Origin of the sequence: uncultured Lutibacter sp., from assembly GCF_937891065.1 — a bacterium.
Classification (GTDB): domain Bacteria; phylum Bacteroidota; class Bacteroidia; order Flavobacteriales; family Flavobacteriaceae; genus Lutibacter.
On record NZ_CALAEQ010000082.1, the window covers coordinates 1 to 25,386 of the forward strand.

The window sequence follows — 25,386 nt, forward strand, 5'->3', positions numbered from 1 at the left end:
TATCTATTTTTTATTTTAATAATATTATTTTTTATTACAGTAAACGCAATGGCCCAAGTTGGTATTGGAACTGATACTCCAAACTCATCATCAATGTTAGATATACAATCTACAGCTAAAGGTGTTTTAATACCCAGAATGACAACTGTTCAAAGAGAACTGATAGCCGGAGTAGAAGGGCTTTTAGTATTTGATACAACTTCTTCAAGTTTTTGGTTTTACAGTGGTGCTTGGGTTGAATTAGCAACGGGTGCACCTGATAAAATTGTTGATGCCGATGGCGATACAAAAATTGAAGTAGAGCAAACTCCCGATGAAGATAAAATACATTTTTCAACGGCAAATGTTGCTGGAGATGCCTCAGTTGAAAGAATGACTATAGACAAAGCAGGAGTTACAAAAATTGGAGATATTGCCGGTGGTAATGACACTAAAATTGAAGCCGACGGTACTCTTATGTTTGAGGGAAATGCAGAAGTCTGGGATGATTTAAGAGTTTCTATGGATAAAGGGTCTAGTTCAGCTTCTCTTGATTGGTTTCCAGGAGAATCTAGCGGTCCTCAAATTTGGTATTTTCGTGACGCAAAAGGTTTGGAATCTTTAAGTTTTCAAGTTCAATTGCCACATAGTTATAAAGAAGGAACTACTATTTATCCACATTTACATTGGACACCAAATGCTTCTGAATCTGGTGACGTTGAATGGAATCTTGATTATACCTGGGTAAATTATAATCCAATAACTCCACAAGTTTTTCCTGCAATAACTACTAGTACAGCTGTAGAAACTGGCCCTTTTACACAAAGAACACACTTGATTACAGGTTTAACAGTAGGTGGTGTTGGTTTAGATGGAACGGATAAAAAGATTTCAAGTATATTAATATGCCGTTTATGGAGGAATTCAGGTAATTCAGCCGATACATACACTAATGATGCAGGACTATTATCACTAGATTTCCATTTTCAAATAGATACTGTTGGCAGTAGAGAAACATTTTCAAAATAAGTTGTTAATAAAAAATTTTAAAAAATGAATTAAGAACACTTAAAAAAAGTATCTTTAAAATGGCTTACAAATAGCTTATTTACAATACATTAGATAGCTTAAAACAATCAATAATATTTATGGGTAACTTTAAAATTAAAGTTATATAACTTTCGATAGAAAGTTGTATAACTTTTTTTATATTTTTATATAACTTTTTGCAAAATTACGAAGTAATAAAGTACATTTAATAAACAAATACGGTTGCTTTAATAAACAATTTTTTTTAAAGTTATTAGAAGAGATAAATCAGTTACTTAAATTTTATGAATATAAAAAAATGCTATGGCTTTAAATTATCGTATTACCAAAAGAAAAAACAATATAAAAAATCCTGAGGAGACCCAGTATATTATGCAAGCAGTTACTAAAGGAGTAATTGACTTAGAAAAAGTATGTTATGATATTAGCCACCAATGTACCTTAACTGAAAGTGATGTGGTAGGAGTGGTAAAAGCCTTAGGGAATAAACTACAGGATAGTTTAGAACAAGGCTATACGGTAGACTTAGGTGATTTAGGTAGGTTTAAATTGGGGATAAAAGGTACTGCTAAACCTGATCCGAAATTATTATCTAAACAAAGCATTCAAAAATTTATTTTAAACTACCAGCCTTCTAAAAACATGAAAAATAAGTTAAAGAAATCTATTTATATAGAGAAGGAAAAATAATTCTTTTCATCTATTGTTAAATGCATTTATCTAAAATAGTAGTTTAAAAAAGTTGTTAAAAACATCTTAAATATTTCTTTTGAAGTTTAATACTCATAAAATACAATTAGATTTGTTTTTATGATGAGATGGATAATTTTTATTGCATTTGTACTTTTTATTGATTTTTATGCTTTTCAAAGTGTAAAAACGAGTACTAAAAATAAATTTGTTGTTGTTTTTTATTGGTTATTTTCTATAGCTGTTTTGTTAAATGTGATTTACCAACTCACTACTTTTAACAATTCAAAAGGCATGCCACAATCGGTTATGTTTGCTTTTGGATTGTTGATTTTATCTATGGTTCCCAAAGTAATTGCACTAATAATTATGTTTGGCGAAGATATTTTTAGAATTTCAAATGGTGGTTTTAATTATTTTGTTAATTCAAAATCAACCACTTTTTTAGCGGATAGACGTGAGTTTGTAAGCAAAGTGGCACTTGGTTTAGCCGCAATTCCATTCGCATCGGTTTTATATGGAATGGCGCGCGGTAAATACAATTACCAAGTACTAAACCACACCTTATTTTTTGAGGATTTACCTAAAAGTTTTGAGGGTTTTAAAATCACTCATATATCCGATATTCATAGTGGTAGCTTTGATGATGCTGAAAAAATAGGTGTAGGGATTGATTTGATAAATGAGCAATCGTCTGATGTTATTTTATTTACCGGTGATTTGGTAAATAACACAGCTAATGAAATGAATCCTTGGATTTCGTTATTTAAATCATTAAAAGCACCATTAGGAAAGTTTTCAGTATTGGGAAATCATGATTATGGTGAATATGTGCAATGGAAAACTTCAGAAGAAAAAGAACAAAATTTTCAAGCAATTAAAGAGATTCACCCAAAAATAGGCTTTAATTTATTATTGAATGATAGCGTTTATTTGGAAAAGGGTAGCGATAAAATAGCTTTAATAGGCGTTGAAAACTGGGGGACCCGATTTAAAAAAGCGGGTGATTTAAACCTAGCTTCTTCAAAAATAAGTAAAGAAGATTTTAAAATATTAATGAGTCATGACCCTTCACATTGGGAAAATGAAGTAAAAAATCATGCAAATAATTACCAACTTACTTTAAGCGGTCATACCCACGGAATGCAGTTTGGAATTGAAATTCCAGGTTTTAAATGGAGCCCTGTACAATATATATACAAGCAGTGGGCAGGTATCTATACAAACTTTAATCGTTATATAAATGTGAATAGAGGATTTGGGTTTTTAGCCTTCCCTGGAAGAGTGGGGATTTGGCCTGAAATAAGCGTAATTACTTTGAAAAAGAAGTAGGTAACCATTTTTCAAATTAAAATGTTACATTTGTAAGTATAGTAGGTTTTATTTTTTTATTATTGTTTGAAAAGATTTTAAAATTATGACAAAATTTGGAGAATTAATTAGTTCAGATATTCCTGTTTTAATAGACTTTTTTGCTGATTGGGAAGAGGACAACAATGATGTACATAGTGTTTTAAGAAACGTAGCAGCCGCTTTGGGTGATAAAGCAAAAGTTATTAAAATTGATATTGAAAAAAACGAAACACTAGCAAATGCGTTGAGAATTAAAGGAAACCCAACTTTTATAATTTATAAAGATGGTGAAATGAAATGGCGACAGTCAGGAGCGCAAGATGCTAATACTTTAATAAGTTTGGTAGAGCAATACGTTTAAATACAAATCCTTTTTCAGAATAATATTCTAATATTTTTGGTAATACAAATTGTAATTTTTCACTTGCTTTAACACTGTCATGAAAAACAATAATACTGCCGTTTTCAGTATTTTTAATTACGTTTTCTAAACATTTTTTGTTGGTTATTTTAGTGTCAAAGTCGGCACTTAAAACGTCCCACATTATAATTTTATAACCTTTTTTTCTTATTTTTCTCGATTGTGAAAAGCGTAATTTTCCATAAGGAGGTCTGAATAATTTTAAGCTTTGAGTTTCTAGTTTTGAGTTTTTATGAAAGGCTAATTCGGCTTTATTAATATTATCCAAATAATCAGCTGTTGTTGTTTTAATACCTTTTAAATGGTTATGGGTATGATTACCTATTGAGTGGTTATTCTTAACTATTTTGTGGAAAATTTCAGGGTGTTGTTCTATGTTTTTTCCAATACAAAAAAAAGTAGCTTTAGCATTGTATTTATTTAATTGCTCTAATGTCCATGCTGTAATTTCAGGAGTAGGACCGTCATCAAAAGTTAAATAAATTGCCTTTTCTTTTTTAGAAAAACTCCAAACCCAATTTCTAAAAAGAAATTTAACAAGGCTTGGAGTTTTTACAAAATAAGGTTTCATGTGATTTTATTTATTGTTTTTTAATTGTCACATGTTGTTCGCTAATAATCATTACCCTAGGAGATAAGCTTTTAGTATGCTCGTTTCATTTATTTATTCTTCATCGCTCATTAAAAACTCAAATAGTTTTAAGTAGTCAACATATTCATCTTTAATTGAAGTAGCGTACGCTTCATCATCAAAACGAATTGCGGTTTTAACAATTTGGTCGTACATTAATAAACTACGTTCAACTTCGGTGAAAACACTTTCAATTTCGGACTCATCAAATTGACTATAATAGGTCAAATTTTCTTGTAATGCCTTTTTTAATTCGGAAGCTAATTTTCTAGCTTTTTCATTTTTATCTAAACGATAGTATAAATCTATATAAGCAATTAACATACTATAATGTCCAAATTTATGTACTGGCATTTTTTCTAAAGAAATGTCTAAAATTTCTTCAGCTTTTTCTAATTGATCTTCATTAATTAAAGCTTTTGCCAATCGCTCCATATTATTTCGGTACGAGACTGAATTTTTACGCGTTTCAGGGTCTAAATAGATATTATCATCAGTGATGTTTCTCCAATCCCAATTCTTCACGTTTTTGTACATAATATCAGTATTTATACGGCCCATTTCAAAGAAGTTTCCTTCATCTGGAGTTCTAATTGGTACTAATCGGTAAGCCATTCCATCTAATTGTAAATAATCTTTTAACCAAATATATTCTTCAGCTGCTTGTGCTCCACCAGTAAAATATATTGGTTTTTCCCAATTATTGTTGGCTAAAATATCAAGCATTAAAATCCTATTTTTAGAAAGTGCACTTGAAACTTCAATATCAATATAAGGAACAATTAAATGAGCATCTTTTTCTGCTACAACACCATTTCTTAAAACAGTTTCTTTATCTACTGGAATTCTAATTTTATTTGTTGGTAATACTTTTTCATTAATTCCATCATCATCTAAATCGTAAAAAGTAACTTCTTTATCACTTTCAATCCATTTCATAAAATAATTAATATCAACAATAGAGTCTTTTAGTTGAGGGAAAATTTGTTCAAAGTAATAAGCAACATCTAGTGAGCCTACCTTGTATTTATCGTGCGTTAATTGAGAAGGAATAGGGTCTGCTAAGTATGTTTTTCGTTTCATTTGATCTATATACCAATCGGTTTGAAAAAGACTGGTGTTCACCAATTTCATATCAGTTCTGTAATTTTCTACTTCTTGCATATACCACAAAGGGAAAGTATCATTATCTCCAATAGTAAATAGTATAGCATTTTCAGCACAAGAATCTAAATAGGCTTTTGCGTTTAAGTGAGAAGTATAACGATTAGATCTATCATGATCGTCCCAATTTTCAAAAGCCATTAATGTTGGTACAGCTACTAATGAAACTAGTGTAACGGCTATAGCTATTGAGTTTTTATTTGCATAATTTTTTAAGTATTCAAATAATGCGAGTACACCAAAACCTACCCAAATGGCAAAAATATAGAAGGATCCTACAACGGCATAATCCCGTTCTCTTGGTTCAAATGGTTTTGGGTTGGTATAAAATATAATGGCTAACCCTGTAAATGCAAAGAATAGGAGTAGCGTATAAAAATCGTTTTTATTATTTTTTAGTTGAAAAACAAGCCCAATAATTCCTAAAATTAAAGGAAGGAAATAGTAAGTATTTCGCCCTTTATTATTTTTAACATCAGAAGGTAAGTTGTCTTGAGTTCCTAAGCGTAATTCATCAATAAACGAAATACCGCTTAACCAATTTCCATTTTGTAAATCGAGATTTCCTTGCTCATCATTTTGTCTTCCAACAAAATTCCACATAAAATATCTTCCATACATATATCCAAATTGAAAATCGACCATAAATTTTATGTTTTCAATAAAAGTGGGTCTACGTTTACTACTTTGAGGTATACCAGCAATAGATTTATAGTTTCTAATTACACCAGCATCAGTACTTACCATTCTTGGAATAAAACCTTTGTGCTTACTACTCCAATTAGGTAAAGCGTCTTTATAATTATTTACAATTACATATTTGTTGGTTTTTTCGTCTTTTTCGTATTTTGGCTTATCATCTCTTGTTGGGTTTTCACTATCAGCATCTCTATTGTAAATCAGTGAATAATATGTATCATAAAAAACATTAGCATCACCATATTGTTCTCTGTCATAATACGCTAATAATTCTCTTGCACTTGACGGATTATTTTCATTAATAGTGGTGTTTGCATTTGCTCTAATAGGCAACATTAACCAACTTGAAAATCCAATCATAATAAATAATACCGAAAGAATTAGCGTGTTAGCACCAACCTTGTTTTTTTTATGAGTATAATTTAGTCCGAAGTAAAAAGCAGCAATTAAGAGTAAGAAGGCAATAATACTTCCAGAGTTAAAAGGCAATCCTATTGAATTCACAAAAAATAATTCTAACGCACTAAAATATTTTAAGGTATATGGAAATAACATTTTAAACACAAATACTAAAACTAATATAGAAACTACATTAGCAATAATAAACTGTTTAGGAGTTAAGTTTGTGTACTTTTTATAGATGTATAAAAATACAATAGATGGTATTACTAATAATGATAAAATATGAACACCAAATGATAAACCAACTACAAAACTAATTAATAATAGCCATTTATTTCCTTGAGGTTTGTCCATCTCAGTTTCCCAACGTAATCCTAGCCAAAACAATAAGGCCATTAAAAATGAAGACATTGCATATACTTCACCTTCAACTGCGCTGTACCAAAAGCTATCAGAAAATGTATAGGTTAATGCACCAACAAGTCCGCTTCCTAAAATTGCAATTGATGTACTTTTTGCTAATTCAGATGAATTTTTCAGCAATCTTTTAGCTAGAGCAGTTATAGTCCAAAACATAAATAAGATTGTAAAAGCACTTGCTAAAGCCGACATAAAGTTTACCATTTTAGCTATTTCAGTAACTTCAGTGGTAAACATTGCGAAAAAAGCGCCTAACATTTGAAACAAAGGAGCTCCAGGCGGATGCCCAACTTCTAGTTTTACAGCAGTAGAAATGTATTCTCCACAATCCCAGTAACTAACTGTAGGCTCAAGAGTTAACGTGTACGTAACTAATGCAATTGCGAAAGTGGCCCAACCAAGAATGGTGTTCCATTTTGAAAAATTAAATGAATTCATAAAAAATTTTTTATTGAGGCGAATTTAGTAAAATTAAACTTAAATATTGAAACTTAGATTGATATGGAACGGGAATAAAGTATTAAAGTGTTGTTAAATTTGATTTATTAAAAAAAAACAAATATTTATTTGCTGTTTTAAAACTTTACATTAAATTTGCAGCCTTAAATTGACCTATGGTGTAATGGTAGCACTCCGGTTTTTGGTATCGTCAGTCAAGGTTCGAGTCCTTGTAGGTCAACTAGAGAAATTAATAATCCCTTTAAACTTAAATGTTTAGAGGGATTTGTTTTTTATAGCAAAGTTATTTTGAAGTATTAAATAGAAAAAGAGCCTAATCGGCTCTTTTTCTATTTAACTACACAAGTAGTAGCTATGATTTTCACTTAAATTAATAAACTATTGTAAAAGTAGAAACTACATATGGTGTATATATTGGTCTACTATTTTTTTAATTTCTTCGGGCTTGTTAAATAAACGCTCATTCATATCCTTGTCATTAAAACTTTTTAATCTTTTAACAAAGCCATTTATTGTTCCTTCAGGGAAAACACCATCTTTTTGATAGAAGCTACTGTCTTTTTCTAAACATTCAGCAGATTCGTAACATGAAGTAGGTAGGCTATTTAAAGAGTTATATAATGCTTTATGTTCATCATTAAAAATATTAACGTTCACATACATTTTGTTTGCCTTTTCTAAAGAATCTTCGGCTAAAATACCTTCTTTAGCAGCCATTATCATTGCAGCCATTAAATGGTATAAATCGGCTGATCCATCTGGAGATCTAAGTTCAACAGTTTGTTTTCCTGGTATATATGGAACATCACCTCTTTCTTGTGGATTGGCATCTTTAATCATATTTGTTTTTGCAATCCAACCAAGTGGAACTCTAATAAGAACTGATCTATTACTATCTCCCCAGCAAACCATTGTTGGTGCTTCTTGATGCGGAACAAGTCTTAGGTATGATGTTGGTAATGAATTGCCAAATGCAGTGATAGATCGTGCTTTATCTAAGATCCCAGCCATAAATTTCTTAGCAATATCAGTTAAACCAACGTCATCGTTCATGTAGTTTATGCCGTCTTTTTCAAGCATCATGTGTATATGTAGACCACTTCCAGCTTTGCCGACTGTAATTTTAGGGGCAAAACTAATTGTAACCCCATGTTTTTGACCTAGCATTCTAAGTATCCATTTAGAAACAATCAATTGTTCAACTGCTTCTTCAGCATCAACAGGTGTGAATTCAATTTCATGTTGTTCATACATTTGGGTGTCAGTAGTGAAATTACCTACTTCAGAATGACCATATTTAATTTTACCACCACATTGGGCAATAGTTAGTAAAGCTTCTGTTCTAAGATTTTCCCAATTTGTAAAAGGTGAGGCTTCATGATAACCTCTTTGATCTTTAGAAGGATATAAATCATTTTTTTCACTAATGATATAGTATTCTAATTCCCCCATCGCTTTAAAAGTATAGCCAGTATCTTTTGTAAATTGAGTTGAAGCTTTCTTTAAAATATATTCAGGAGCACTTTCAAGAGGTTGTCCTCCTTTAATGTAAAATGAACAAAGAATATCTAAAGTTGGGTGTTCTGTAAACGGATTTACAAAAGCAGTTCTAAATCTTGGAATAACATATAAATCACTAAAATCTGCATCTATATAAGAAAATAAACTTGAGCCATCTACGCGCTCTCCAGTTGATAATATTGATTCAAGATAATCTTTACTGGTAATAACAAAATTTAAGGTTTTCAGTTTTCCATCTTCACCTACATATCTAAAATTCAACATTTCAATATGATGGTCATCAATAAATTTAATAATATCGTATTTTGTGAATTCTCGAGCTGGTTTTTTAAGATGTTTAACCAGTTTATTTGGGTTCATTAATATTTCTAAATCTCTCATTATAAGTATTCTTTCTATTGTTAAATTCTAAATCGTTTTCTTTAAAAAAACGTTAACAAATATATCACCTTTTGAAGTAAATATCAGTAAAATATATGCAACTACTTATGGTATTCTACCATATAAATGGAAATAAGATTACAGCATAAAACTGCTCCTTTTTGATTAGAATAATTTTAGAGAATGAAAATAAGAATTCACCTAAATTAAAATGAATTTAAGATTTTAATGATTAATTTTTTAAAACTTTATATTTTAAAAGTAATTACAGGCAATTTAGCATGATTTGCTAAATCTTCACCTAAACTTCCAGTAAATAAGTGAGCTAAACCTCTTCTTCCGCTTGTATTTAATAAAATTACATCAGCGTCAATTACATTTGAAAAGTTTAAAATACCTAATTCAACAGAAACATCATTGTAAATGTTTAACGTATAATCACCTAAATCAAATTCATTTATGAAATTTCTAATGGCGTCACTAGATTCTTTTGTTGTTTCAAAATTATGAATTGTATTTATTTTAAGTAAATGTAATCGAGCATGAAAAAGAGATGCGAAACTTAATATTTTTTGAAAAGCTACTTTGCTTTTTTGTTCAAAATTAGAAGCAAAAACAATATTTTCAATTTTAAATTTGTCAACTTCACTCTTTACAACTAAAACAGGTACATCAGAATTTCTAACAACTTTTTCTGTATTTGAACCAACCAACATTTCTTCAAGTCCAGAAGTACCTTTAGATCCCATAACTATTAAGTCTATAGATTGTTTTTTACTCTCATCTATAATACCGTCATAAGCCTTATGAAACTGTACTGAATCTTCAATTTCTATGCCATCAAAAAAAGGTAATTTTTTAAAATCCTCAAATTTTTCATGAGCTCGTTTTAAAAATAACAAAGTAGTTGGAGCATTGTTAGAATTTCCAAAACTAGATGGGTCAACAACACCAGTTGGTAACTCGAGCATATGTAATAAAAATATTTTCGAATTTGTAACTTTGGCTATGTCAGTTGCAACCTTAGCAGCATATTTTGCTTGGTCAGAAAAATCAATGGGAACTAAGATATTTTTCATAGAAATTTAATGTAAATAATATTATATGAGATGTAAAGTTAATAATTTTAAATTAAAAAGAAGAATGAATTTTTATCATTTAAAAAATTGTTAGTATATTTGCACCGAATTAGGATAATTTAGAAGGATAGGAGGGGACAATAAGTCCCCTCTTTTTATACTACTATAATGGATAAAGGAAAAGTAATAGGTTTATTAAACGATGCTCTTGAAGAAAATAAAGAGTTATTTTTGATAGAATTAAAATTTTTAGCTGACAACAAAATTTATGTTGAAGTTGATGGCGATAATGGAGTTACATTAAAAGAATGTATTAGAATTAGTCGAGAAATTGAACAAAATTTAGATAGAGAAGAGGAAGATTTTTCATTAGAAGTAACCTCTCCTGATGTTGCTAACCCATTAAAAGTTAAAAGGCAGTATATAAAAAACATCAATCGTATTTTGGATGTAAAGTTACGAGATAACAAAAATATTCAAGGGCAGCTTAAAAGTGTAACGGATACTAATATAGAGTTAGAATGGAAAGCACGAGAGCCAAAACCAATAGGAAAAGGAAAAATAACTGTAGTTAAGAACGAAGTAATACAGTTTGAAGATATATTAGAAGCAAAAGTGAAAATAATATTTTAATTTAGAGAATGCATGGAAAATTTAGCATTAATTGAGTCATTTTCAGAGTTTAAAGGAGATAAAGATATAGATAGAGTAACGCTAATGGCGATACTTGAAGAGGTTTTTAGAGCAGCTTTAAAAAGAAAATTTGGATCTGATGATAACTTTGATATCATTATTAATCCAGATAAAGGGGATTTAGAAATTTGGAGAAACAGAATTGTTGTAGCTGATGGAATGTCAGAAGATGATAACGAAGAAATTGAACTTTCTGAAGCTCGAAAAATTGAACCAGATTTTGAAATTGGAGAAGATGTGTCAGAAGAAGTGAAATTAATAGATCTTGGTAGAAGAGCAATTTTAGCTTTACGTCAAAATTTAATTTCAAAAATATATGAACATGATAGCACAAATACCTTTAAGCATTTTAAAGAATTAGAAGGTGATATTTATAGTGCAGAAGTTCATCATATTCGTCATAACGCGATAATTTTGTTAGATGATGATGGAAACGAAATTGTTTTACCAAAAAGTGAGCAAATTCGTTCAGATTACTTTAGAAAAGGTGATTCAGTACGTGGTATTATTAAATCGGTTGAATTAAGAGGTAATAAACCAGTAATTATATTATCAAGAACAGCACCTGAATTTTTAGTTAAATTATTTGAACAAGAAATTCCTGAAGTTTTTGATGGTTTAATTACCATTGAAAAAGTTGCAAGAATACCTGGTGAAAAAGCAAAAGTAGCTGTAGATTCTTACGATGATAGAATTGATCCAGTAGGAGCATGTGTTGGTATGAAAGGATCTCGTATTCATGGAATTGTACGTGAATTAGGAAACGAAAATATTGATGTGCTTAATTACACTAAAAACACACAGCTTTTTATAGCAAGAGCATTAAGTCCTGCAAAAGTAGTATCCATGGTAATTCATGAAGAAGAAGGCAGGGAAGATGGTAAAAAAGGACGTGTGGATGTATTTTTATTACCTGAAGAAGTATCAAAAGCTATTGGGAAAAACGGAGTAAATATTCGTTTAGCATCACAATTAACAGGTTACGAATTAGACGTTCAAAGAGAAGGTGTACAAGCAGAGGATGATGTTGAATTAACAGAATTTTCTGACGTAATTGAGGCTTGGGTAATCCAAGAATTCAATAAAATTGGTCTAGATACAGCAAGAAGTGTATTAGAAAAAGACGTAATAGAACTTTTAAAAAGAACTGATTTAGAAGAAGAAACTATTTTAGAAGTTCAAAAAATATTAAGAGAAGAATTCGAGGATTAATTTCTGAAAATTCAACAATAATAGGCTTAAAATTAATTATATGGCTGACGACAAAACATTGAGACTAAACAAAGTATTACGAGAATTAAACATTTCGTTAGATAGAGCTGTTGAGCATTTAGCTCATAGTGGTTTTGAAATAGAAGCAAGACCAACAACTAAAATATCTAATGAAGAATACAAAATACTATTGGACGGTTTTCAAACTGATAAAAGTAAAAAGGTAGCTTCAAAAGAGGTAGGTGAAGAAAAGCGAAAGGAGAAAGAAGCAATTAAAATTGCTCTTGATGAAAAACTCGAGCAAAAACGCCTTGAAGAAGAAGCAAAAAGAGTTGTCGTTAAAGCCAAAGCTGAAAGATTAGAGGTTAAAACTGTTGGTAAAATAGATATCGAGCCAAAAAAAGAAGAAGTTATTAAGCAAAAGAAAGAAGAACCAAAAACGGTTGAAGTTGAAGAAAAACAGCAGGTAGTGGTTGACAAACCAAAACCAGTTGAAAAAGTTAAAGTTGAAGAACCAAAAGTTGTAGCTCCAAAAGTTGAGAAGGATAAGCCAAAAGTTATTGAAGAAGTTCCAACTAAAAAAACAGTTGAGCGTCCAAAGATAGCTGTTAAAGAAACTGCAAAAGAAGTTCCTTCAGAAAAAATAAAAGAGGCTACTAAAGAACCTATTAAGGGCATTATTAGTGATGTGGCTAAAGAAGAAGATAAAGAAGCAGAACCAGGAACTCAAACAATTGAAACTCAATATAAAAAATTAAGTGGGCCTAATTTTACAGGTAAAACAATTGACTTAAAACAGTTTGAAAGACCTAAAAAGAAAAAGCCAGAAGCTGTTGTTAAAAAACAAGCTGAAGCTGATGCAAACAAAAAGAAAAGAAGAAGAATAGTTAAAAAAGCTCAACCACTCAATCCAAGAAAACCTGGTGCTCCTGGACAAAGACAGCCTAGAGGACCTGTAAGACCTGCTGCTGGAGCAAGAAAACAACTCGTAAAAGTTGAACCAACCGAAGCAGATGTACAAAAACAAGTTAGAGAAACTTTAGAAAAGCTACAGGGAAAATCTAAAAAAGGAAAAGGAGCAAAATATAGAAGAGATAAAAGAGAGCAACATAGAGAGCAATCTGATATAAATCAAGAATTACAAGCATTCGAAAGTAAAGTTCTAAAAGTAACTGAGTTTGTTACGGTTAGTGAAATTGCAACAATGATGAATATTCCTGTTACAAATATCATTTCTACTTGTATGTCCTTGGGAATGATGGTGACTATGAATCAACGTTTAGATGCAGAAACCATTGTAATAGTAGCAGAAGAATTTGATTATACGGTTGATTTCGTAGGAGCTGAAGTAGAAGAATCTATTGAAGAACATAAAGATACTGCCGAAGAATTAGAAACTAGAGCGCCAATTATTACAATAATGGGTCATGTTGATCACGGTAAAACATCATTACTTGATTATATACGTGAAGAAAATGTAATAGCTGGTGAATCAGGAGGTATTACGCAGCACATTGGAGCTTATGGAGTTGAATTAAAAAGTGGTCAAAGAATAGCATTTTTAGATACACCAGGTCACGAAGCTTTTACAGCAATGCGTGCTCGTGGAGGACAAGTTGCTGATATTGTAATTATTGTAATAGCTGCGGATGATGATATCATGCCACAAACAAAAGAAGCAATTAGCCACGCACAAGCAGCAAGTGTTCCAATTGTTTTTGCAATAAATAAAATTGATAAGCCAACAGCTAATCCAGATAAAATTAAAGAGCAACTTTCAGCTATGAATTTATTGGTTGAAGATTGGGGAGGTAAAATACAATCGCATAATATTTCTGCAAAAACTGGTGATGGTGTAGATGAATTACTTGAAAAAGTACTGTTAGAAGCGGAAATGTTAGATTTAAAAGCAAACCCAAACAAGCGTGCAGTTGGTACAGTTGTGGAAGCTTTATTAGATAAAGGTCGTGGATATGTTTCTACAATTTTGGTTCAAGAAGGAACATTAAAAATTGGAGATTATATGTTAGCTGGAAAGCATAGCGGTAAAGTAAAAGCTATGTTTGATGAACGTGGAAATAATATGAGTCAAGCAAAACCTTCAACACCAGTTTCAATACTTGGTTTAGATGGTGCTCCACAAGCGGGAGATAAATTTCATATTTTTGAAGATGAAAAAGAAGCAAAACAAATTGCAACCAAACGTGCACAATTACAACGTGAGCAATCTGTAAGAACACAACGTCATATTACTTTAGATGAAATTGGACGTAGAATAGCATTAGGAGACTTTAAAGAATTAAACATTATTTTAAAAGGAGATGTTGATGGTTCTGTTGAAGCTTTAACTGATTCTTTCCAAAAACTTTCTACAGATGAAATTCAAGTAAACATTATACATAAAGGAGTTGGAGCAATTACAGAATCTGATGTATTACTAGCTTCTGCTTCTGATGCAATTATTATTGGATTTAATGTAAGACCATCTGGAAATGCAAGATTATTAGCTGATAATGAAGAAATTGATGTTAGAACATATTCTATTATCTATAATGCTATTAATGATTTACGTGATGCAATGGAGGGAATGTTATCTGCCGAGATTAAAGAGGAGGTAATAGGTAATGTTGAAATTAGAGAAATTTATAAAATTTCTAAAGTTGGAAATATCGCTGGTTGTATGGTTGTAAGTGGTAAAATATTAAGATCTTCTAAAATTAGAATTATAAGAGATAGTGTGGTAATCCATTCAGGTGAATTATCAGCATTAAAACGTTTTAAAGATGATGCAAAAGAAGTTGCAAAAGGATACGATTGTGGTATTCAAATTAAAAACTTTAATGATATTGAAATTGGCGACGTAATTGAAGCTTACCATGAAGTTGAAGTTAAAAAGAAACTTAAAAGAAACTAATACATATTAATACTCATAAAAAAAGCGTGCAATTTGCACGCTTTTTTTATGGATAAAAATCGCTAAATTTTATCTTCCAAAACTATAGCTCCTGAAAATTTATCTTTAATAATAATCAAAACCCTATCCGCTTCTATTCGCGTATTAAAATTACCAACTTGAGTTTTCCAATCTGGTTGTTTTGATGCGTCAATAAAAGTTTTGTATTCGGGGAAAGAAGCTTCAAAATTGCGTTTAATTTTGTAGGCTTCTGTTTCATACCCATTATAAAGTTGAATTTTATATACGATAGAGCTTTTATTTTTTTTATTAAAATTTCTTTTTTGCTCAATTAAATTATTAATTTTTTCATTTTCACTCTGTGAATATGAACTTATAGTTCCAACTAAAAGTGCTAAAAATGCAGTGAAATATATTTTTTTTAATGAAATTGTCATATTATTTTTAAATTTTCTTCAAATTTATAGTTTTACTTTAAATTTCTATACACATGTGTGTTATTTAGAATGAATATAAATTAGATTTAACACAATTATAACATTTTGATGTTTACATTTAAATGGTACTTTTGTCAAATCCTTTAAAAAATGACTTAAGTCATATATTTTTAAATGAAAATATTGTACCAAACAAGAAGAAAATATTTTTTTTAAGTATGAAAAGTGTGAAATTACACAGTCAATTATCAAGATTAGTCGTTAATAGTCTTGTTTTCCTTTTATTATTCTCACTTAATTTATCAGCTCAAGAAGCAGATGTAGCAAATGGAGAGAAAATCTTCAAATCTACCTGTGCGGCTTGTCATAAATTAGATAAAAAATTAGTAGGACCTGCTTTAAAAGGGATTACGGATAAAAGAGAACAAGAATGGTTAATTTCTTGGATTAAAGATAGTCCGGGAATGATTAAGTCAGGTGATAAACTAGCAATTCAGGTTTTTGAAGAAAACAATAAATTGCCAATGATAGCTAATCCTCAATTGTCTGATCAAGATATTATTGATGTATTAGAGTATACAAAGGGTGAACCAGTAGCTCAAAAAACAGCTGTTGCAGTTCAAGAAGTAGATCCGGGAGTTGCAAGAGGAAAGGAACTTTTTAAGACCAACTGTGCAGCTTGTCACAAGATGGAAGGTAAATTATTAGGTCCTGAACTTTTTAAGATTGGAGATAAGTATGAAGCTGAATGGCTTAAACTTTGGATTAAAGATAACAATGCGTTAATTGCTACAGGAGATAAACTGGCAAAAAAAGCATCTGAATATTCTGCAATTGCAATGACACCATTTCCTCAGCTTTCAGATGAAGATTTAAATGATTTATTAAAGTACTTTGAAGTTGGCGATGCAAAAGAAGTTGCTGTTACAGCTGTAACTTCAAGTAAAGATGAAGAAATTTTCAATAAACCAGGTTTTGGAGTTTTACCAACCCTTGGTGTCACAATTTTAGCATTTTTATTATTGTGGTTAATTGTAACTGCTACAACTGCTAAAAAAGTAGTTGAAGATGAAGAGTCTACGGGAAGTATGTTAAAAACATTGATTTTTAATCCTTTCTTACGTTTCTTAGCAATACTATTTTTCTTATTATTAGGAGCTTGGTTGCTGTTTGGATGGTTAATGCAAATAGATGTCAACGAAGGATATCAACCAATTCAACCAATTGCTTTTTCTCACGCTGTGCACGCTGGTGATAATAAAATAGATTGTCAATATTGTCATTCTTCAGCAAAAAACAGTAAAACTTCAGGTATACCATCTGCAAATGTTTGTATGAACTGTCATAAATCAATTACAGAATATAATGGAGAGTTATTTGGAGATTATACTAAAGAAGACTTAGATAATGAAATTCAAAAAATATATGATGCTGTGGGGTGGGATAAAGACAATCTTCAATATAAAGAAGGTGCTGTTGAAAAACCAATTGAATGGATTAGGATTCATAATTTAGCTGATTTTGCATACTATAATCACTCTCAACACGTAACTGTGGCTGGAGTTGAATGTCAAACTTGTCATGGACCTGTTGAAGAAATGCACGATATGTATCAATTTTCACCACTTACAATGGATTGGTGTATAACTTGCCATAGAGAAACAGAAGTAGATTTAACAGAAAGTGGATACTATAAAAACATTCACGATCAGTTAGCTAAACAGTATGGTGTAGAAAAAGTGACTGCAGCTCAAATGGGAGGTTTAGAATGTGGTAAATGCCACTATTAATATTAATTACGAAGTAAATAACAAGATATAAAATGGCATCAAACAAAAAATACTGGAAAAGTGTTGAAGAGCTAAACGAAAATAGTTCTATTGTTGATACGTTAAGACAAAACGAGTTTGTTGAAGAAATTCCAACAGATGAATTTTTAGGGAATAAAAACAACCTAGAAACCTCATCAACATCACGTAGAGACTTTTTAAAGTATGTAGGATTTACAACAGCAGCGGCTTCATTAGCGGCTTGTGAAGGTCCAGTAGTTAAATCAATTCCTTATGTAATTAAACCAGACGATATAATTCCTGGGGTTGCTGAATATTATGCAACAACTATGGCTGATGGTTTTGATTTTGCAAATGTATTGGTAAAAGTTAGAGAAGGACGTCCAATTAAAATTGAACCAAATAAAGAAGCTAACGGAAAAACAAATGCACGTGTGCAAGCTTCTGTATTATCATTATATGATAGTCTTCGTTTAAAATCACCTAAAACAAATGGTGCTGAAATTTCTTGGACAGATGCAGATAGTCAAATAATTACAAAACTTAATGAAGTTAAAGAAGCTGGTTTACCAATTGCAATTTTAACAGGTACTTGTGTTAGTCCTTCTACCAAGAAATTAATAAATAAATTTAATGAGACTTTCGGTAATGTAAATCATGTAGTATATGATGCAGTTTCTGAATCATCTGCTTTAGATGCTTTTGAAGAAATGTATGGTACAAGAGCATTGCCAGATTACGATTTAGAAAAAGCGGATGTTATTGTTTCTATTGGAGCAGATTTCTTAGGAGATTGGCAAGGAGGAGGTTTCGATGCTGGTTATGCAAAAGGACGTGTTCCAAAGCAAGGGAAAATGTCTCATCATATTCAGATAGAATCAAATATGACGTTATCAGGTGCAAATGCTGATAAACGTGTTATAGTAAAACCATCTGAACAAAATTTAGCACTTATAAAATTATACCAAGCAGTTGTAAAAGGAATTTCTACAAGAGAAGCAACTCCTTTAAATGATGCAATTCAAAAAGCTGCTGCTCAAATTCAAAAAGCAGGAAGTAAAGCTGTTATTTTAACGGGTATTCAAGATAAAAATGCACAGTTACTTGCATTAGCAATAAATAATCATATTAACAGTGAAGTTATTGATGTTGTCGCGACTAAAAATGTAAGGCACGGTAATGATGCTGATGTTACGAAGTTAATTGCGGATATGAATGCTGGTAAAATTGGAGCTGTAATTATTAACAACTCAAACCCAGTATATTCTTTACCAAATTCAACTGAATTTGTTGAAGGCTTGAAAAAAGTAAAATTGTCAGTTGCATTTTCAATGCAAGATAATGAAACAGCAAACGCTGTTCAATATGCATTAGCGACTCCTCATTATTTAGAAGCTTGGGGAGATGTTCTTATCAAAAAAGGACACTATAGCTTAATGCAACCAACAATTAAACCATTGTTTAATACACGTCAGTTTCAAGATGAATTATTAACTTGGACTGGTAGTACAACAACTTATTATGAATTCCTAAAAGATTCTTGGAATACAGATGTATTAAATGGTACTTCTTGGAATAACGCATTACATGATGGTGTTTATATTTCAGAGATTTCTTCTGAAGTTTCTCCTTTAGAAGTTAATGTTGATGGAGCTGCTTCAGAATTGTCAAAAATAACTGGAAGCGATTTCGAATTAGCTTTATACACTAAAGTTGGTTTGGGAGATGGTCAAATGGCGAATAACCCATGGTTACAAGAATTTCCAGATCCAATTACAAGAACTTCTTGGGATAACTACTTAACAATGTCTAAAGCAGATGCTGAAGCACTGGGAGTAATAAATAAAAATGTTGCAAACGGAGCTTTAAATGGTAGTTTAGTAGAAATTACTTCAAATGGAGTTACAGAAACTTTACCCGTATTAATTCAACCAGGTCAAGCAAAAGGTTCTTTAGGTTTGGCATTAGGTTATGGACGTACTCAAGGGTTGAAAGATGAAATGAAAACAGGTAAGAATGCTTACCAATTTTATAAAAACTTTAATAATTTTCAAGCTGATGTTATTTTAAAAGTAGTTGAAGGTGAGCACGAATTTGCTTGCGTACAATTGCATAATACCTTAATGGGTAGAGGTGATATTATTAAGGAAACTACGTTAGATACATACAACGATCATTCATTAGATTCAAGAAAGACGTGGAATAAAGTTCCTGTTGTTTCTTTAGATCATAATGAAGTTGAAGCATCAACAGTTGATTTATGGGAATCTTTTGATAGAACTTTAGGGCATCATTTTAATCTTTCAATAGATTTAAATGCTTGTACAGGATGTGGAGCTTGTGTTATAGCTTGTCACGCTGAAAATAATGTTCCAGTTGTAGGGAAGGATGAAATTAGAAGATCAAGAGATATGCACTGGTTAAGAATTGACCGTTACTATTCTCACGAAGAAGATTTTGCAGGTGATGTTGAAACAAAAGAAAATGGTACAGGAGTTCTTGGATATAAAAACACAATGTCTGATTTAGAAGATCCATCAGAAAACCCTTCAGTTGCTTTTCAACCTGTAATGTGTCAACACTGTAATAAGGCACCTTGTGAAACAGTTTGTCCAGTTGCTGCAACTTCTCACGGTCGCCAAGGTCAAAATCAAATGGCTTATAACAGATGTGTAGGAACACGTTACTGCGCAAATAACTGTCCTTATAAAGTACGTAGATTTAACTGGTTTGAATACCCAGAAAATGATCAGTTTGACTATAATATGAATGATGATTTAGGTAAAATGGTGTTAAATCCAGATGTTACTGTTCGTTCACGTGGAGTTATGGAAAAATGCTCAATGTGTATTCAAATGACACAAGCTACGATCTTAAAAGCTAAGAAAGAAGGCAGACCAGTTAATACAAATGAATTTGAAACGGCTTGTTCTAATGCTTGTAGCACTGGTGCTATGATATTTGGAGATGTCAATCATAAAGAAGATACAATTACAAGCTTAACTGAAGATAAAAGAGCTTATCATTTATTGGAACATATTGGTATAAAACCAAACGTGGTTTATCATGTAAAAGTGAGAAATACGGAAGAAGCATAAAAAATAATATTAATAGATAATAATTAAATAAGAATTATGTCGTCTCATTACGAAGCACCTATAAGAAGACCTTTAATTGTTGGAGATAAAAGCTACCACGATATTACAGTTGAAGTAGCAGCTCCTGTTGAAGGTAAAGCAAATAAATTATGGTGGACAGCATTTATAATTGCACTAGTAGCTTTCCTTTGGGGAGTTGGGTCAATTATATACACTATTGGAACAGGAATTGGAGTTTGGGGATTGAATAAGACCGTAGGTTGGGCTTGGGATATTACCAACTTTGTATGGTGGGTAGGTATTGGTCACGCCGGTACACTTATTTCCGCAGTACTTTTATTATTCCGTCAAAAATGGAGAATGGGTATTAACCGTTCTGCTGAAGCAATGACAATTTTTTCTGTTGTGCAAGCAGGTTTATTCCCAGTAATACATATGGGGCGTGTTTGGAATGCACATTTTGTATTACCACTTCCAAATCAATTTGGTACACTTTGGACTAACTTTAACTCTCCATTATTATGGGATGTTTTCGCGATTTCAACATATTTATCAGTTTCATTAGTTTTCTGGTGGACAGGTTTATTACCAGATTTTGCAATGTTACGTGATAGAGCAGTTAGACCATTTCAGAAGAAAATATACAGCTTATTAAGTTTTGGTTGGAGCGGTAGAGCTAAAGACTGGCAACGTTTTGAAGAAGTTTCATTAGTGTTAGCAGGTTTGGCAACACCATTAGTACTTTCGGTTCATACAATTGTATCATTTGATTTTGCTACATCAGTAATTCCAGGATGGCATACTACAATTTTCCCTCCTTATTTTGTTGCAGGAGCGGTATTCTCAGGATTTGCAATGGTAAACACCTTGTTAATTATAATGAGGAAAGTGTCAAACTTGGAAGCTTATATTACAGTACAACATATTGAATTAATGAACATTGTAATTATGATTACAGGTTCAATAGTTGGTTGTGCTTATATAACAGAATTGTTTATAGCTTGGTATTCAGGTGTTGAATATGAACAATATGCATTTTTAAATAGAGCAACCGGACCATATTGGTGGGCTTATTTATTAATGATGAGTTGTAATGTGTTCTCTCCACAATTTATGTGGTCTAAAAGATTAAGAACAAGTATTATGTTCTCATTCTTTATTTCAATAGTTGTAAACATTGGAATGTGGTTTGAAAGATTTGTAATTATTGTAACATCATTACATAGAGATTATCTACCATCATCTTGGACAATGTTCTCACCAACATTTGTAGATATTGGAATTTATGTGGGAACCATTGGTTTCTTCTTTGTGTTGTTTTTATTATACGCAAGAACATTTCCAGTAATTGCACAAGCAGAGGTTAAATCTATTTTGAAGTCATCAGGTGAACAGTTTAAAAAATTAAGAGACGGAAATCATGAGTAATAAAGTAATACAAGCAATGTATAATGATGATGATATCCTTATGGATGCCGTAAAAGAAGTACGCGCAGCAAATCATCACATTCAAGAAGTTTATACACCATTTCCTGTTCATGGTTTAGACAAAGCCATGGGATTAAAAGGTACACGAATTGCAATTACAGCTTTTATTTATGGTTGTATAGGTTTTGTATTTTCTATTTGGATGATGAACTATATGATGATCGAACAATGGCCACAAGATATTGGTGGTAAGCCAAGTTTTTCATTCATACAAAATATGCCAGCATTTGTGCCTATAATGTTTGAAATGACAGTGTTTTTTGCAGCACATTTAATGGTAATAACATTTTATATGCGTAGTAAATTATGGCCATTTAAAGAAGCTGAAAACCCAGACCCAAGAACAACGGATGATATGTTTGTTATGGAAGTTTCTGTGGAAGGAAATGAAGCTGAATTAGTTTCGTTTTTAGAAAAAACAGGAACAGTTGAAATTAAAGTAACTGAAAAGTAGTTAAAATGAAAAACATTTTAAAAATAACAATAGCATTGGCTTTTACATTTATAGTGTCATCATGTTGGAGTGATAAAACAAAGCCAAATTACCAGTATATGCCCGATATGTATAAGTCTGTTGGGTATGAAACGTATTCTGAAAATCCAAATCATGCAAATGGTATGACCACACAACTTCCTGTTGAAGGAACTATTGCACGTGGACAAGTACCTTATGATTTTGATAATACAAATGAAGGGTATGAAGCGGCAAAAATAGATTCTAAAAATCCATTAGAATTGAATGAAGCTAATTTAGCGAATGGAGAAAAGATGTACACTATTTATTGTAATACTTGTCATGGAAAAACAGGTGTTGGAGATGGAGAATTGGTTAAAAGAGATAAATTTTTAGGAGTTCCTAATTATAAAGACAGAGAAATAACTGAGGGTAGTATTTACCACGTTATTATGTATGGAAGAAATATGATGGGATCACACGCTTCTCAGTTAACAGCTAAAGAGCGTTGGCAAACAACAATGTATGTTCAGCAATTAAGAACTGAACTATTAAAATAACACTTTTACTAAGATAGAATTTAAGAATATGTATACCTTTTCAAGTAAATTAAAAATAGTTGCATTTGCTCTAATGATTATTGGGTTTTTGGGAGTTGGATATGGCTTTTTATCTACACCAAGTTCAGTAGAAGATGTTAAACTAATGATGCAAGATAGTCATGATACTCATGGTGAAGTAGCTACAACTCATCAAGTAGAAGCAGAAGTTGCGGGTCATGATACTTTAGCTAGTGTTGAAACTGAAACACATTCAGATGATGCACATGCAGAACACGTATTACATTTATTGCAAAACAAACCTTGGTCAGCATTATATGTTGCTTTGTTTTTCTTTTTTATGATTTCATTGGGCACATTAGCTTTTTATGCTATTCAACATGCTTCACAAGCTGGTTGGTCTGTTGTATTATATAGAGTTATGGAAGGAATAGCAGCTTATTTGCCTGTTGGTGCAATTTTATTATTTGTATTCTTTGTACTTTCATCATTACATATGAATCATTTATTTGTATGGATGGATCCTGAAGTAGTAGCACATGATGAGCTAATTCAAAATAAAGTAGGTTATTTAAATGTACCATTCTTTTTAATTAGAGCTGCAATTTATATGGCAGGATGGATTTGGTACCAACAACATTCAAGAAAATTAACATTAGCTCAAGATAGCGCTACAGATATAAGTAATTACACAAAATTATTCAAACGTTCAGCAGCATTTTTAGTATTCTTTTTAGTAACAGAATCTATGATGTCTTGGGATTGGATTATGTCTTTAGATCCACATTGGTATAGCACATTATTTGGATGGTATGTATTTGCAAGTATGATTGTTTCAGCAATTACAACAATTGCATTGGTTTCAATATATTTAAAAGGAAAAGGATATTTAGAATTTGTAAACAATAGTCATTTACATGATTTAGCAAAATTTATGTTTGGTTTTAGTATTTTCTGGACCTACTTATGGTTTTCTCAGTTTATGTTAATCTGGTATGCAGATATTCCTGAAGAAGTGACATACTTTGTAACAAGATTTAATGATTATAGATTGCCGTTTTTAGGAATGGTAGTTTTAAACTTTGTATTCCCATTATTGGTGTTAATGAACAGTGATTATAAACGTGTAAACTGGTTTATAGTTTGTACCGGTATTGTAATTTTAATTGGTCATTATATAGATATTTATGTAATGATAATGCCAGCAACAGTTGGAGAACAATGGTTTTTTGGTATTTCTGAAATAAGTTCAGCTTTATTAATTTTAGGAGTATTTATATATGTGGTTTTTAATGCATTAACAAAAGCTCCATTATTAGCAAAAGGGAATCCATTTATAAAAGAAAGTGAACATTTTCACTATTAAAGCATAAAAAATTAGATAGAAAACAGTCCTGAATACATTTTATTCAGGATTTTTTTTATATTTGGCAACACTATACTAACTACTAACAAAAAAATATGACAGCATTACTTTATGTTTTATTGGCAATTGTGCTTGCCGTTGCTATTTGGCAAATAACAAGTATACTCAATTTAAAGGGCGTAATCGCCACTGAAAAAGATAATAATACCCAAGGAGTCTTATTTGCGGCCTTTGGAATTTTCTTCTATGGTTTAATGATATTTTCGTTTTGGAAATATTCGGTAATTTTATTACCAGATGCAGCTTCAATAGAAGGCGAAAGTTATGACACACTATATTTAGTAACTATGTTACTAATTTTAGTTGTTCAAGCAATTACCCAATTTTTACTATTCTATTTTGCTTTTAAATATAGAGGTATTAAAGGAAGAAAAGCTGTATTTTATGCTGATAGTCATAAATTGGAAATGATTTGGACAATTATTCCAGCAATAACTTTGTCGGGATTAGTATTATATGGACTTTTTGTTTGGAATGACGTTATGGATACTTCAGATGCTGAAAACCCTTTAATTGTTGAAGTTTATGCTAAACAATTTCAATGGGAAGCTCGATACGCTGGAGAAGATAATGAATTAGGTTTAGCCAACGTACGTAATATTAAAGGGATTAATACTATGGGGGTTGATATGACAGATAAAAATGCATTGGATGATGTGCCTGTTCGTGAATTGCGTTTGCCTAAAGGACGTAAAGTTATTTTTAAGTTTCGTTCACAAGATGTATTACACTCCGCTTATATGCCACACTTTAGAGCTCAAATGAACTGTGTTCCTGGTATGGTTACTCAATTTGCATTCACTCCAAGTATGACTACTGAAGAAATGAGGTTGAATGATAAAACCATTGCTAAAGTGGATGGAATTAACAAAATTAGAGCCGAAAAAGGAGAAGCCCCTTACATATTTGACTACCTTTTATTATGTAATAAAATTTGTGGTGCTTCGCATTACAATATGCAAATGAAAATTGTTGTTCAGGAAGAAGCCGATTTTAATGCTTGGTTGAAAGATCAAAAAACAATGGTTCAAGTTGTTGTTCAATAAAAACTAACTATACTACTAA

18 protein-coding genes, 1 tRNA gene and 1 pseudogene are annotated in these 25,386 nt (G+C 31.2%); 15 read left to right on the forward strand and 5 right to left on the reverse strand.

Translation table 11 applies throughout. From position 1 onward, the window contains the following. From Q0352_RS04755 to Q0352_RS04770, 4 genes and pseudogenes are all read left to right on the forward strand, one after another. Nucleotides 1-1,008: pseudogene (locus Q0352_RS04755) on the forward strand (hypothetical protein); the annotation flags it as partial. Between the two features lie 324 nt (nucleotides 1,009-1,332). After that, complete coding sequence (locus Q0352_RS04760) at nucleotides 1,333-1,719, forward strand: HU family DNA-binding protein (protein WP_299524403.1); 387 nt, start codon at nucleotides 1,333-1,335, stop codon at nucleotides 1,717-1,719. Nucleotides 1,720-1,839: 120 nt separating this feature from the next. Beyond that, nucleotides 1,840-3,051 carry a metallophosphoesterase gene (locus Q0352_RS04765; RefSeq protein ID WP_299524405.1) on the forward strand — a complete coding sequence of 404 codons (1,212 nt, stop codon included), beginning with the start codon at nucleotides 1,840-1,842 and terminating at the stop codon, nucleotides 3,049-3,051. An 85-nt stretch (nucleotides 3,052-3,136) separates the two neighbouring features. Then, a complete protein-coding gene (locus tag Q0352_RS04770) occupies nucleotides 3,137-3,433 on the forward strand; it encodes a co-chaperone YbbN (protein WP_299524408.1) in 297 nt (98 codons plus the stop codon). Here Q0352_RS04770 and Q0352_RS04775 read toward each other — a convergent pair. Both Q0352_RS04775 and Q0352_RS04780 read right to left on the reverse strand, forming a co-directional pair. Next, a complete protein-coding gene (locus tag Q0352_RS04775; protein WP_299524411.1) occupies nucleotides 3,396-4,064 on the reverse strand; it encodes a polysaccharide deacetylase family protein in 669 nt (222 codons plus the stop codon). The two genes, Q0352_RS04770 and Q0352_RS04775, sit on opposite strands and share 38 nt — an antisense overlap. A gap of 93 nt (nucleotides 4,065-4,157) precedes the next feature. Further along, complete coding sequence (locus Q0352_RS04780; protein WP_299524414.1) at nucleotides 4,158-7,247, reverse strand: DUF2723 domain-containing protein; 3,090 nt, start codon at nucleotides 7,245-7,247, stop codon at nucleotides 4,158-4,160. Nucleotides 7,248-7,417: 170 nt separating this feature from the next. Between Q0352_RS04780 and Q0352_RS04785 the strand changes: the two genes are divergently transcribed. Further along, a tRNA-Gln gene (locus Q0352_RS04785) sits at nucleotides 7,418-7,488 on the forward strand. Nucleotides 7,489-7,664: 176 nt separating this feature from the next. Here Q0352_RS04785 and Q0352_RS04790 read toward each other — a convergent pair. Then, a complete protein-coding gene (locus tag Q0352_RS04790; protein WP_299524417.1) occupies nucleotides 7,665-9,170 on the reverse strand; it encodes a glutamine synthetase family protein in 1,506 nt (501 codons plus the stop codon). 248 nt (nucleotides 9,171-9,418) lie between these two features. Next, on the reverse strand, nucleotides 9,419-10,249 hold the full coding sequence (locus Q0352_RS04795; RefSeq protein ID WP_299524420.1) for a universal stress protein: 831 nt from the start codon (nucleotides 10,247-10,249) through the stop codon (nucleotides 9,419-9,421). 168 nt (nucleotides 10,250-10,417) lie between these two features. Here Q0352_RS04795 and rimP point away from each other — a divergent pair, with 168 nt between their 5' ends. Genes rimP through infB form a run of 3 tightly spaced genes read left to right on the forward strand, consistent with a single transcriptional unit; the run spans nucleotide 10,418 to nucleotide 15,068 of the window. After that, nucleotides 10,418-10,882 (forward strand): ribosome assembly cofactor RimP, encoded by a 465-nt coding sequence (gene rimP / locus Q0352_RS04800; protein WP_299524423.1) that lies wholly within the window; start codon nucleotides 10,418-10,420, stop codon nucleotides 10,880-10,882. Nucleotides 10,883-10,894: 12 nt separating this feature from the next. Next, nucleotides 10,895-12,154, forward strand: coding sequence for a transcription termination factor NusA (gene nusA, locus Q0352_RS04805; protein WP_299524426.1), 1,260 nt, complete (start codon nucleotides 10,895-10,897; stop codon nucleotides 12,152-12,154). Between the two features lie 40 nt (nucleotides 12,155-12,194). After that, entirely contained in the window at nucleotides 12,195-15,068 is a 2,874-nt protein-coding gene (infB, locus tag Q0352_RS04810; RefSeq protein WP_299524429.1) for a translation initiation factor IF-2, read from the forward strand. Between the two features lie 62 nt (nucleotides 15,069-15,130). Here infB and Q0352_RS04815 read toward each other — a convergent pair whose 3' ends face one another. Then, a complete protein-coding gene (locus Q0352_RS04815) occupies nucleotides 15,131-15,505 on the reverse strand; it encodes an SPOR domain-containing protein (protein ID WP_299524432.1) in 375 nt (124 codons plus the stop codon). Nucleotides 15,506-15,723: 218 nt separating this feature from the next. Between Q0352_RS04815 and Q0352_RS04820 the strand changes: the two genes are divergently transcribed. From Q0352_RS04820 to Q0352_RS04850, 7 genes are all read left to right on the forward strand, one after another. After that, on the forward strand, nucleotides 15,724-17,295 hold the full coding sequence (locus tag Q0352_RS04820) for a c-type cytochrome (protein WP_299524435.1): 1,572 nt from the start codon (nucleotides 15,724-15,726) through the stop codon (nucleotides 17,293-17,295). 32 nt (nucleotides 17,296-17,327) lie between these two features. Next, a complete protein-coding gene (locus tag Q0352_RS04825) occupies nucleotides 17,328-20,393 on the forward strand; it encodes a TAT-variant-translocated molybdopterin oxidoreductase (protein WP_299524438.1) in 3,066 nt (1,021 codons plus the stop codon). Nucleotides 20,394-20,429: 36 nt separating this feature from the next. Next, a complete protein-coding gene (gene nrfD, locus Q0352_RS04830; protein ID WP_299524441.1) occupies nucleotides 20,430-21,821 on the forward strand; it encodes an NrfD/PsrC family molybdoenzyme membrane anchor subunit in 1,392 nt (463 codons plus the stop codon). Continuing rightward, nucleotides 21,814-22,335, forward strand: coding sequence for a DUF3341 domain-containing protein (locus Q0352_RS04835; RefSeq protein WP_299524444.1), 522 nt, complete (start codon nucleotides 21,814-21,816; stop codon nucleotides 22,333-22,335). Before nrfD ends, Q0352_RS04835 begins: the two co-directional genes overlap by 8 nt. Nucleotides 22,336-22,340: 5 nt before the next feature. Continuing rightward, nucleotides 22,341-22,895: a cytochrome c gene (locus Q0352_RS04840; RefSeq protein ID WP_299524447.1), complete on the forward strand. Its 555-nt coding sequence runs from the start codon at nucleotides 22,341-22,343 to the stop codon at nucleotides 22,893-22,895. Nucleotides 22,896-22,923: 28 nt separating this feature from the next. Beyond that, nucleotides 22,924-24,261, forward strand: coding sequence for a quinol:cytochrome C oxidoreductase (locus Q0352_RS04845; protein ID WP_299524450.1), 1,338 nt, complete (start codon nucleotides 22,924-22,926; stop codon nucleotides 24,259-24,261). A 95-nt stretch (nucleotides 24,262-24,356) separates the two neighbouring features. Continuing rightward, nucleotides 24,357-25,367, forward strand: a complete 1,011-nt coding sequence (locus tag Q0352_RS04850; protein WP_299524454.1) for a cytochrome c oxidase subunit II — start codon at nucleotides 24,357-24,359, stop codon at nucleotides 25,365-25,367. The last annotated feature ends 19 nt before the right edge of the window (nucleotides 25,368-25,386 follow it).